Source organism: Pseudomonas sp. XS1P51, from assembly GCF_054897845.1.
Genome location: NZ_CM142707.1, coordinates 4,929,702 through 4,940,983 on the forward strand (window position 1 = coordinate 4,929,702; position 11,282 = coordinate 4,940,983).

General features: G+C 58.4%; 9 protein-coding genes. 8 read left to right on the top strand and 1 reads right to left on the bottom strand.

Translation table 11 applies throughout. From position 1 onward, the window contains the following. Window positions 1-39 precede the first annotated feature (39 nt). The 7 genes from ACYZUD_RS22885 (at window position 40) to ACYZUD_RS22915 (ending at window position 7,429) form a co-directional block, all read left to right on the top strand. Complete coding sequence (locus ACYZUD_RS22885) at window positions 40-1,281, top strand: SfnB family sulfur acquisition oxidoreductase (RefSeq protein ID WP_462020266.1); 1,242 nt, start codon at window positions 40-42, stop codon at window positions 1,279-1,281. Window positions 1,282-1,304: 23 nt separating this feature from the next. After that, a complete protein-coding gene (locus tag ACYZUD_RS22890) occupies window positions 1,305-2,498 on the top strand; it encodes an SfnB family sulfur acquisition oxidoreductase (protein WP_462020267.1) in 1,194 nt (397 codons plus the stop codon). After that, window positions 2,498-3,850 (top strand): LLM class flavin-dependent oxidoreductase, encoded by a 1,353-nt coding sequence (locus ACYZUD_RS22895; protein WP_462020268.1) that lies wholly within the window; start codon window positions 2,498-2,500, stop codon window positions 3,848-3,850. The genes ACYZUD_RS22890 and ACYZUD_RS22895 overlap by 1 nt, the downstream gene beginning before the upstream one ends. Window positions 3,851-3,979: 129 nt before the next feature. Beyond that, window positions 3,980-4,789 carry a MetQ/NlpA family ABC transporter substrate-binding protein gene (locus ACYZUD_RS22900; protein ID WP_462020269.1) on the top strand — a complete coding sequence of 270 codons (810 nt, stop codon included), beginning with the start codon at window positions 3,980-3,982 and terminating at the stop codon, window positions 4,787-4,789. 2 nt (window positions 4,790-4,791) lie between these two features. Then, entirely contained in the window at window positions 4,792-5,913 is a 1,122-nt protein-coding gene (locus ACYZUD_RS22905) for a methionine ABC transporter ATP-binding protein (protein WP_462020270.1), read from the top strand. Next, complete coding sequence (locus tag ACYZUD_RS22910; protein ID WP_462020271.1) at window positions 5,903-6,547, top strand: methionine ABC transporter permease; 645 nt, start codon at window positions 5,903-5,905, stop codon at window positions 6,545-6,547. Before ACYZUD_RS22905 ends, ACYZUD_RS22910 begins: the two co-directional genes overlap by 11 nt. Before the next feature lie 531 nt (window positions 6,548-7,078). Continuing rightward, window positions 7,079-7,429, top strand: a complete 351-nt coding sequence (locus tag ACYZUD_RS22915) for a DUF6124 family protein (protein WP_462020272.1) — start codon at window positions 7,079-7,081, stop codon at window positions 7,427-7,429. Window positions 7,430-7,562: 133 nt separating this feature from the next. Here ACYZUD_RS22915 and ACYZUD_RS22920 read toward each other — a convergent pair whose 3' ends face one another. Next, window positions 7,563-10,301 (bottom strand): RHS repeat domain-containing protein, encoded by a 2,739-nt coding sequence (locus ACYZUD_RS22920; RefSeq protein WP_462020273.1) that lies wholly within the window; start codon window positions 10,299-10,301, stop codon window positions 7,563-7,565. Window positions 10,302-10,559: 258 nt separating this feature from the next. Between ACYZUD_RS22920 and ACYZUD_RS22925 the strand changes: the two genes are divergently transcribed. Continuing rightward, window positions 10,560-11,195 (top strand): class I SAM-dependent methyltransferase, encoded by a 636-nt coding sequence (locus ACYZUD_RS22925; protein ID WP_462020274.1) that lies wholly within the window; start codon window positions 10,560-10,562, stop codon window positions 11,193-11,195. Window positions 11,196-11,282: the final 87 nt, after the last annotated feature.

The following is an 11,282-nucleotide window of genomic DNA, read 5'->3' on the forward strand; positions in this document are numbered from 1 at the left end:
GATCGCCAGGGCATTGCGTGCAGCCAAGGAGCGGCACTGATGTCCAGTCTGGCAGATGCAATCGTCCAGAGTGATCTGGACATCGCCCCGTTGTTGTTGCCCGCGCAGGTGTTGCGCAACGACGCACAAGCCATCAAGGCCGCCCATGAGCTGGCGCAAGTCGCCCGCCTGCAAGCGTCTAAACGCGATCAGCAGCGCAAGCTGCCGTGGTCGGAAGTCGAACAGTTCACCCGCAGCGGCCTGGGCAGCATTTCCATCCCGCGCGAGTACGGTGGCCCGCAGGTTTCGTTCGTCACCCTGGCCGAAGTTTTCGCGATCATTTCCGCGGCGGACCCAGCCTTGGGACAGATCCCGCAGAACCAGTTCGGCATTCTCAATCTGGTGCTGGGCAGCGCCACCGAACAGCAGAAAAAACAGCTGTTCAAAAGCGTGCTCGAAGGCTGGCGGATCGGCAATGCGGGCCCCGAACGCGGCACCAAAAACACCCTCGAACTCAAGGCGCGTATCACGGCTGACGGCGATGGCTTCGTCATCAACGGGCAGAAGTTTTACTCCACCGGCGCGCTGTTCGCTCACTGGGTAGCCGTCAAGGCGCTGAACGACGACGGCAAGCAAGTGCTGGCCTTCGTTCGCCGTGGCACGCCAGGTTTACGCATCGTTGATGACTGGTCCGGTTTCGGCCAGCGCACCACCGCCAGCGGCACCATTTTGCTCAACAATGTGCGGGTCGACGCCGAGCTCGTGGTGGATAACTGGAAGATCAACGACAAGCCGAATATCCAGGGTTCGGTCTCACAACTGATTCAAGCGGCCATCGACGCCGGGATCGCTCGCGGCGCCATCGACGACGCCATCGAATTCGTGAAAACCCGCGCCCGCCCATGGATCGACGCCAAGGTCGATAGGGCCAGCGATGATCTCTACGTGATCGCCGACATCGGCAAACTGAAAATCGAACTGCACGCCGCCGAAGCACTGCTGCGCAAGGCCGGGCAGGTGCTCGATCAGGTCAACGCCGCGCCGCTCACCGCCGAGTCCGCCGCCCGCGCCTCGATTGCCGTGGCCGAAGCCAAAGTGCTGACCACCGAGATCTCGCTGCTGGCCAGCGAAAAACTCTTCGAACTGGCCGGCAGCCGCGCCACCCTCGCCGAATTCAACCTCGACCGCCATTGGCGTAACGCACGGGTGCACACGCTGCACGACCCGGTGCGCTGGAAATACCACGCCGTCGGCACTTACCACTTGAACGGTACTTTGCCCGCTCGCCATTCCTGGATTTAACGACCAGACCTCTGGAGAAACACATGACTCTTTCTCACCACGTCGCGGTCATAACCAGCGATGAGCAAGCCTTGATTGTCGCCACTGACCTGGCCGACGACTTCAAGCGCGACAGCGCCCTGCGCGACCGTGAACGTCGCTTGCCGCACCCGGAACTGGAAGTGTTTTCCCGCTCGGGCCTTTGGGGCATCAGCGTGCCAAAAGAATATGGCGGCGCCGGGGTTTCCAACGTCACGCTGGCCAAGGTGATCGCATTGATCGCCCAGGCAGACAGCTCACTTGGGCAAATCCCGCAAAACCACTTTTACGCCCTCGAAGTGCTGCGAGTGAACGGCAGCGACGAGCAGAAAAAACGCCTCTACGCAGAAGTGCTGGCCGGTCAGCGCTTCGGCAATGCCTTGGCGGAACTCGGCACCAAAACCGCCCACGACCGCGTCACCAGCCTGACCCGCGACGGTGACGGCTATCGCATCAACGGGCGCAAGTTCTACGCAACCGGCGCGATCTATGCGCAGCGTATCCCGACGTCGGTCGTGGATGAAAACGGTGTTCAGCAACTGGCGTTCGTCCCGCGCAACAGCAAGGGCCTGACGGTCATCGACGACTGGAGCGGCTTCGGCCAGCGCACCACCGGCAGCGGTTCGGTCGTGTTCGAAAACGTCTACGTTGCAGCCGAAGACGTAATCCCGTTTCAAAACGCATTCGAGCGCCCGACCCCGGTCGGCCCGTTGGCGCAGATCCTTCATGCCGCCATCGACACCGGTATCGCCCGCGCGGCGTATGAAGATGCGCTGCATTTCGTGCGCACCAAAACCCGGCCGTGGATTGATTCCGGCAACGACAACGCCACCGAAGACCCGCTGACCATCAAGAGTTTCGGTCACCTGAGCATTCGTCTGCACGCCGCCGAAGCCCTGCTGGAACGCTCCGGTGAATTCCTCGACAAAGCCCAGGCCGACACCAACGCCGAGACCGTCGCCGCTGCATCGATTGCCGTCGCCGAAGCCCGCGCCATCAGCACCGAGATCTCACTCGCCGCCGGCAGCACGCTGTTCGAACTGGCAGGCAGTCAGGCAACCCTGAGCGAACACGGTCTGGACCGTCATTGGCGCAACGCACGGGTGCACACACTGCACGACCCGGTGCGCTGGAAGTATCACGCCGTCGGCAACTACTACCTCAACGATGAAAACCCGCCACTGCGGGGGACTATCTGATGAGCAAGAAAAAAATCTTGCTCAACGCGTTCAACATGAACTGCATCGGGCACATCAACCATGGCTTGTGGACGCATCCACGAGACACTTCGACCCAGTACAAAACCATCGAATACTGGACCGAGCTGGCACAACTGCTGGAGCGCGGACTGTTTGACGGCTTGTTCATCGCCGACATCGTCGGGGTCTACGACGTCTACCAAAACTCGGTGGACGTCACACTGAAAGAGTCGATCCAGCTACCGGTCAACGACCCGCTGCTGCTGGTCTCGGCCATGGCCGCCGTCACCAAGAACCTCGGCTTCGGCCTGACTGCCAACCTGACCTACGAACCGCCATATCTGTTCGCCCGACGCATGTCCACGCTCGATCATCTGAGCCGTGGTCGGGTTGGCTGGAACATCGTCACCGGCTACCTCGACAGCGCCGCCAAGGCCATGGGCCTGAGCGAACAGGTCGAACACGACCGTCGTTATGACCAGGCCGACGAGTACCTGGAAGTGCTCTACAAACTCTGGGAAGGCAGCTGGGAAAACGGCGCGGTGCTCAACGATCCGCAGCAACGGATCTACGCTTTACCTGCAAAAGTGCACAAGGTCGAGCACAAGGGCGAGTTCTACCAGGTCGAGGGCTATCACCTTTGCGAACCCTCGCCGCAACGTACGCCGGTGCTGTTCCAGGCGGGTAGTTCGGATCGCGGTTTGGTGTTTGCCGGGCGTCATGCCGAGTGCGTGTTCATCAGCGGCCAGAACAAACCGTCGACCAAGATTCAGGTGGACAAGGTTCGCGCCAGTGCCGTCGAGGCCGGGCGCAATCCCGAGGACATCAAGGTGTTCATGGGGCTGAATGTGATCGTCGGTGCCACCGAAGAACTGGCCTGGGCCAAGCATGCCGAGTACTTGAGTTACGCGAGTGCCGAGGCCGGTGTGGCGCATTTTTCAGCCTCCACCGGGATCGATTTTTCCGAGTACGAAATCGACGAACCGATCCAGTACGTGAAGAGCAACGCGATCCAGTCTGCGACCAAAAACCTGCAAAACAACGACTGGACCCGCCGCAAATTACTCGAGCAACACGCCCTCGGTGGCCGCTACATCACCGTGGTCGGCTCGCCGGAGCAGGTGGCCGATGAGCTGGAATCCTGGATCGCTGAAACCGGGCTGGATGGCTTCAACCTGACGCGGATTGTCACGCCGGAAAGCTATGTGGACTTCATTGAGCTGGTGATTCCGGAATTGCAGCGTCGCGGCTCGTACAAGACCGCTTATGACAACGGCAGCCTGCGCGAGAAGCTGTTTCAGGGTGAAGCGCATTTGCCTGAGCAACATACCGGTTCGGCGTTCCGCCGTTAAAAGCATCGCGAGCAGGCTCGCTCCCACAGTGGATCTTCGGTGTTCACGCAATCCCTGTGGGAGCGAGCCTGCTCGCGAAGAGGCCGGCCCAAACACCACACTTTTATGCACTGACTGGAAAAAATCATCATGACCAAGAAACTCTTAACTCACCCAGTCAAAGCACTGGCCCTGGCCCTCGGCCTCTTCAGCTCCGTCACCTTCGCCGCCGACACGCCGCTGAAAGTCGGCACCACCGCCGCCTTCGCCATCCCGCTGGAAGCGGCAGTAGAAGAGGCCAACAAACAAGGCTTGAAAGTCGAGCTCATCGAGTTCACCGACTGGATCGCCCCCAACGTCAGCCTCGCCGCCGGCGACATCGACGTGAACTACTTCCAGCACGTCCCGTTCCTGGAAAATGCCAAGGCCGCCGCCGGCTTTGACCTGGTGCCGTTCGCACCGGGGATCATCAACAACGTCGGCCTCTACTCGAAGAAATACAAGAGCTTCGACGAGTTGCCACAAGGCGCCAGCGTCGCCATCGCCAACGACCCGATCAACAGCGGTCGCGGCCTGCAACTGTTGGCCAAGGCTGGCCTGATCACCCTCAAACCGGGTGTCGGCTACAAGGCCACCGAAGAAGACATCATCGCCAACCCGAAGAAAATCAAAATCCTTCAGGTCGAAGCCGTGCAACTGGTACGCGCCTATGACGACGCCGATCTGGTCCAGGGCTATCCGGCCTACATCCGCCTGGCGAAGACCTTCGATGCCGGTTCCCCCCTGCTGTTCGACGGCCTCGACCACAAGGAGTACGTGATCCAGTTCGTGATCCAGCCGAAAAGCAAAACCGACCCGCGCCTGATCAAGTTCGTCGACATCTACCAGCATTCGCCCGCCGTTCGCGCCGCCTTGGATAAAGCCCACGGCAAGCTCTATCAAGCTGGCTGGGAAAGCTGAAAATGACGGCCGCCACCCAACTGCGACTGGAAATTCCAGAGCCCCACAACGCCGTTCAGGCTGAACTGCGCCCGGACCTGAACCGCGCTCACGTGCGTTTCATTGGCCTGGGTAAAACCTACAACGGCCAGCAAGGCCCGGTGGCGGCATTGCACGGCATCGACCTGGCGATCCAGCGCGGTGAAGTGTTCGGCATCATCGGCCGCAGCGGTGCCGGCAAGTCGTCGCTGATCCGCACCATCAACCGCTTGGAACAACCGAGCACCGGGCGTGTGCTGATCGATCAGGTCGACATCGGCGAGTTCGATGAAGACCGCCTGGTCGCGCTGCGTCGGCGCATCGGCATGATCTTCCAGCACTTCAACCTGATGTCGGCCAAGACGGTTTGGCAGAACGTCGAGTTGCCGCTGAAAGTGGCCGGTGTGCCGAAGGACAAACGCGAGCAGAAGGTTCGTGAACTGCTGGAACTGGTGGGCCTGCAAGAGAAGCACAAGACCTACCCGGCGCAGCTTTCCGGCGGTCAGAAACAGCGTGTCGGCATCGCCCGCGCGCTGGTGCACGATCCTGAGATTCTGCTGTGCGACGAAGCCACTTCGGCGCTGGACCCGGAGACCACCCAATCGATCCTCGGCCTGCTGCGCGAGATCAATCAGCGGTTGGGTTTGACCATCGTGCTGATCACCCATGAGATGGCGGTGATTCGCGATATCTGTGATCGGGTCGTGGTGCTGGAACACGGGCGAATCGTCGAACAAGGGCCGGTGTGGGAAGTCTTCGGCAACCCACAGCATGAGGTCAGCAAGACCTTGCTGGCGCCGTTGCAGCATGCGTTGCCGGAAGAACTGCAAAGCCGTTTGCGGCCACAGCCACAGTCTTCGGATGACGCGGTTGTGCTGCGCCTGCAATTCACCGGCAGCGCAACCGAAGAGCCCGATCTGGCCGCACTGTTCAGCGCCCTCGGCGGTCGCGTGCGCTTGCTGCAAGGTGGCGTGGAACGGATTCAGGGCCATGCGCTGGGACAATTGCTGCTGGCGGTGACCGGCTCGTCGTTAGGCGCCGAAGAATTGCGTCAACGCGCCGGCAACTGGGCGCAACAGGTAGAGGTGCTGGGTTATGTGGTTTGATCGGTTGCTGCAAGGTTTCATCGACACGTTTTTGATGGTCGGCGTGTCGTCATTGATCGCGCTGTTGGCGGGGATTCCGCTGGCGGTGATCCTGGTCACCAGCTCCAAGGGCGGCATCTACGAAGCACCGACGCTGAACCGCGCGTTGGGTGCGTTCGTGAACCTGTTTCGCTCGATTCCATTCTTGATTTTGATGGTGGCGCTGATTCCGTTTACGCGGTTGATTGTCGGCACCACGTACGGTGTTTGGGCGGCTGTTGTGCCCCTGACTATTGCCGCCACGCCGTTCTTTGCGCGGATTGCGGAAGTCAGTTTGCGCGAGGTTGATTACGGGTTGATTGAGGCGGCGCAGGCGATGGGTTGCCGGCGTTGGCATATCGTTTGGCATGTGTTGTTGCCTGAGGCGCTGCCGGGGATTGTGGGGGGGTTCACGATTACGTTGGTGACGATGATCAACTCGTCGGCCATGGCTGGGGCGATTGGTGCGGGGGGGTTGGGGGACATTGCGTATCGGTACGGGTATCAGCGGTTTGATAGCCAGATCATGTTGACGGTGATTGTGTTGTTGGTGGTGTTGGTGGCGGTGATTCAGTTGGGTGGGGATCGGTTGGCTCGGGGCCTTAACAAACGCTGAACATTATGGGGGTTGGGGAGGCCTTTGTGGCGAGGGAGCTTGCTCCCGCTCGATTGCGCAGCAATCGCAAAACCTGACGATCGGGTTTATCTGACACACCTCGTTGAATGGCTTTTTGGGGGCTGCTGCGCAGCCCAGCGGGAGCAAGCTCCCTCGCCACAGGTAATCACCCACCTTAAAAGGGGAAGTTTTCCCACAAGAAAATCAGCTTGCCAGCAGGCCGTATCCCTTTCTTTTGCAGGACATTTCCTAGAAGATTCCGCACGCTTGCGCCAGCAAAATCCCGTGGCTACTCTCGGTCCGTCACTGCTTATCAGTGATCGGGTTTAGTCGCCCGGATTCTCGTCGGGCGCACAGCGCCACCTCATGTCAGGTGTTTTTATTGCCTGAAATTAATGGTGGCTGTGCGCAGGGCACCCTCGGGTGCGCCGGGTTTCCTGACGACCGGTCGACTAACCTGCGTGCAGCCGCCACCCCAGTCGTTTAGTCGCGATATCGGTTGGCTCCAACTAACTCGTCAGGAGTTTACCCATGGAAAAATCCGTTCCCGACCCGCCTCCAGAAACTTCCTCCAACAAGGCCGACGAACCGCTCAAGGACCGTTCCGCGCTTTACCGTGCAATCGATTTCTACCTGACCGGCGAGCAGCCGGGAGCACCGGATGAGCTGCGGTTCTACAACGTCAGCAAAGACGTGAGCTTCGAAGATGCCCAGCTCTATATCGCCGACCTGCTGCGCTGTGCCTCGGTCACGGCATATCAGTGCGGTTATCATCTCAAAGGTGCCGACAGGGCCATGGTGTTTTCTGTTTGGCATTTGCTGGAGATCGCCAAGGCGATGGTTGATCGGTCCATTGAATGCTTGGGCATGAAGCAGCGCTGACCCTCTTTGAATGTGGAGCGGGCGTGCCCGCTCCTACCAAGTATTGAACCTCTAGACACTGCTTCTCCATTTAGCAAGGCAGCCTGTATCAACCCGACTCGACCTATGTACTGCCCTCCCGATTAGCGAGCAACTACCTTGGCTTTTGTCGCTCCCAAATTTGTAAATCTTCCAAAAATCGCTCGACTATCGTAGTTTTACCTTCCTCTTGCAAAGCTACTCTCTCTTTCGCAAACCATGTCTTACTTAAATATTGCTGGCTGCTAAAATAGGGATCATGGACTGATGACGCATGAACTACATTAACCTCGCCTGTTGCCGCGCGTGCAAAACGAATGGAAGTCACATCCCATAACGCTGCGGCAACACTACTGCGCTGAGCATTCAAGGGGTTCTCATCGGAGCTAAAAAAGCTCTTACCAATAGTGGTCCTCACACCTGCCCCAACTTTCAGAGCACCATTAGCAAGAAAATCAGCTCTAAGCATCGGAGAGTCCACATATTGGAATCGCTCATTCAAATACATATACCCCGACGAATGCTGAGTTACGATTAGGCTATTTACGTTTTTATACTCATCTAACTGCTTTCCACCAGGCGTCATCTCAACAGTTTTCCCCTGGGCTCTACTGGCAATAAATTGTGCAGTATACATTGCACTTACAACGACACGTCCGTTTGAGTCGCGACCATCACCGCTCCAAAAAAAAGCCTTATCGTGTGGTGTATTTATATCCGCAGAAAATACAAAACCACCCAAAGCCTTTAGCTCTTTATTCCTATTTATCACAACATTGACAAGCTGCTTGAATTTTTCTCGAGCACTGCTCTCCTGCCTAAAGTTAATCAGCGCACGATCAGCACCAAGGCTCGCACTCTTAGCGCTTCGCATCATTGATGCAGAGTCCTCCCTCGTTAAACCATTACGATCTTTATATGAGACAGCACCATTATTAACAAACAAGAATAAATTCAGACCATCAACGGTTCCGACCGGATCCGAACTTACCCAGCGCTGCAACCATGGCGCGTAGTACCGATAACCATAATAGTAAAGGCCCGTCGCATCCCGCTCTTTACCCGAGTATTTAATGGTTTTGTACTTCGCCACTAGCGCACTTTTCCCTGCCCAGCACGCCGTGCCGCCGAAGGGGTAATAGTGTTCCTGCGTCAGTACACCTGCGTTGGCGTCCAGTTCCAACGTGCTGGAACCGAGGTGGTCGCCGAGGCTGTAGCGCAATTGGTCAGCATGGGCGCCTTCGGGCCAATGCAAGGCTCGAACGCTGCAACGTCCTGCTTCGGCGCTGATCACGTGATGCTCTTCACCATCGGCCTGTCGGTGGATTTCCAGGCTGGGGAGGTAACGTACTTCCGTGCGCAGGGGCCGACGATTGGTCTGGCTGACATGCACCTTGCGCAGCCGATGACCGGGACGGTCGTAGGCATACCATTCGTAATCGTCGGGTTCGTCTTCGCGTTTGACCAGGGTCACCCGACTCAACTGATTGCGAATGTCCCAGGTCATGGCTTGCCCGCGTTGCAGCTCCAGCTGGTTGCCACCAGCATCGAAGCCTGAATCGATGTCGGGCTCACCGGGCAGTGAGTCATCGTCCCGCTGCGCCAGGCTTCGGTTGCTGCTGGCTGAGGTAAACATTGAAAACCCCGGCGCACCACTGTGGTGACGGGTGATCAGATTTCCCGCCGGGTCGTAATCGAAACGCTGGGTGTATTGGCGCCGCTGATTGGGGTCCAGCGGCATGGGCAGCAATTCTGGCAGCGCGGGTCCATGGCCTGGTGTGGCGACTTCCCAGCCTTTGGCTTCGACCAGTTGATACAGGCTGTCGTAGCGGTAGTGGTTGATCGGGTCGATGCGCTGGTTATCGAAGTACGTTACGGATTGGGACTTGTCCTCCAACTCAACGATATTGCCCACCGGGTCGTAGCAGTAGTTCAGGTCCTGCAACGGCTTTTGATCACCGGCTTGCGCCATCAGCCTGATCAAACGACCATCATCGGCGCTGTAGTCGGCACGCGTCACCACACCATTGCCGGCCGTTTCGCTTTCGATCTGCTCATAGGCGTTGTATTGGATGTCGCTGACCAGCCGTTGCGGTTGGTTTGCCTCCCCATCCAGTAAAAGCCAGACCTCACGCAGTTTGCCCGCCACGTCGTAGCCAAACGTCCGGTCATTGCCCATGGCATCGGTCAGACGGCGGATCTCGCCGGTGGGAGTAAAAGCGTGGCAGGTGACGAACGACTGATTTTCCAGCAATGCGTCTCGCGCGTCTGGCTCAGACGGCCAATCAGGTATTTCAAGGTCGACAAGGAAGCATCGGCTTTCAATCAACATCGAACCGGTCAGTCCGTAGTCGACGACGAATTGTGCACCGGCCGGATCATCATGGCGGATCAGCTGCCCGCACTGGTTATACACAGCAAACGCTGGATCGGAGTCGCCATAGGTCAATCGCTCGACCACACGCGGTAGTGCTTCGGCAGGCTGTTCCGTGACGGTCGTCGGGCGTTGTAGATCGTCATAGTCGATGTGACGCTGATTGCCTCGGCCATCCCAGAACGAACACAGCGAGCCGGCCTGATCCAGCAGGCTCAGCTGCCAACCGGCATCGACGCTGTCCGTCTGCAAAGGCTGACCGCTCAAGCCGTAGACGGTGGTCAGATTCGGCTTCGGCGATGTCTCCCACAATCGAGGGTCCCACGATTCAATCAATCGCCCCACAGCGTCGAAGACTTGTCGGGTAATGCGCGACTCGATATCCGATTTGTCTGGATGACGACAGTAGCCCACGCCTCGGATTGCCAGCGAACGCGGATCCAAGACCGTCAAGGTCGGGGTGTGATGATGATCGTTCACGGTATCGACGGTCCTTCGCTCGGGTCGAGGAAAGACTGAGCCTTTTTTGGCCGGGCCGATACTGTAAGAAATAACAGGTCGATGTCTGTGAGATCGCCTTCGCGAGCAGGCTCGCTCCCACATTGGAAAGTGTCGGACATAGGTTTTGTGTCCGCTGAAGATCAACTGTGGGAGCGAGCCTGCTCGCGATGGACTGCGAAGCAGTCCCAGACTTGATGGCGTATATTCGGCGAATTCCAATTACCTGCGCAGTCGACCATGAAACAGACTCCCGACGATCTCGAGCAGATCACCGCCACCACCCTGGGCCATTACAACTCGGTGGCCGAAGGCTTTCGCGAGGGGACGCGTGATCACGATGTCAGCCAGAACATCGATGCGCTGTTGCGGCACATCCAGGGTGAGGCGCCGTTCGACATTCTCGATTTTGGCTGCGGGCCGGGGCGTGATTTGCAAACGTTCACGCGCATGGGCCACACCGCTGTCGGGCTTGATGGTTCGGAAAAGTTTGCGCAGATGGCGCGCGAAGACAGCGGCTGCGAGGTCTGGCAGCAGGACTTCTTGAAACTGGATTTGCCGGCCGAGCGTTTCGACGGGATTTTTGCCAATGCGGTGCTGTTTCACATTCCGCGCCAGGAATTGCCTCGGGTGTTGAAGGAACTGCGTGGGGCTTTGAAACCGGGCGGTGTGTTGTTCAGTTCCAATCCGCGTGGCGAGAATCAGGAAGGCTGGAACGGGCCGCGTTATGGGGCGTATCACGATTTACAGGCGTGGCAGGATTTGCTGACCGAGGCGGGTTTTGTGGAGCTGGAGCATTACTACCGGCCGGCGGGGCTGCCGCGGGAGCAGCAGCCTTGGTTGGCCAGCGTTTGGCGCCGCGCCGACATCCGTTGAAGATCAAAAGATCGCAGCCTGCGGCAGCTCCTACAATGGAATGCGTACACCCTGTAGGAGCTGCCGCAGGCTGCGATCTTTTGCTTT

Excerpts from the sequence above, each read along its gene's own strand:
- ACYZUD_RS22885 (WP_462020266.1), top strand. The coding sequence starts at position 40 with ATGTCCAGTCTGGCAGATGCAATCGTCCAGAGTGATCTGGACATCGCC.
- ACYZUD_RS22890 (WP_462020267.1), top strand. The coding sequence starts at position 1,305 with ATGACTCTTTCTCACCACGTCGCGGTCATAACCAGCGATGAGCAAGCC.
- ACYZUD_RS22895 (WP_462020268.1), top strand. The coding sequence starts at position 2,498 with ATGAGCAAGAAAAAAATCTTGCTCAACGCGTTCAACATGAACTGCATC.
- ACYZUD_RS22900 (WP_462020269.1), top strand. The coding sequence starts at position 3,980 with ATGACCAAGAAACTCTTAACTCACCCAGTCAAAGCACTGGCCCTGGCC.
- ACYZUD_RS22905 (WP_462020270.1), top strand. The coding sequence starts at position 4,792 with ATGACGGCCGCCACCCAACTGCGACTGGAAATTCCAGAGCCCCACAAC.
- ACYZUD_RS22910 (WP_462020271.1), top strand. The coding sequence starts at position 5,903 with ATGTGGTTTGATCGGTTGCTGCAAGGTTTCATCGACACGTTTTTGATG.
- ACYZUD_RS22915 (WP_462020272.1), top strand. The coding sequence starts at position 7,079 with ATGGAAAAATCCGTTCCCGACCCGCCTCCAGAAACTTCCTCCAACAAG.
- ACYZUD_RS22925 (WP_462020274.1), top strand. The coding sequence starts at position 10,560 with ATGAAACAGACTCCCGACGATCTCGAGCAGATCACCGCCACCACCCTG.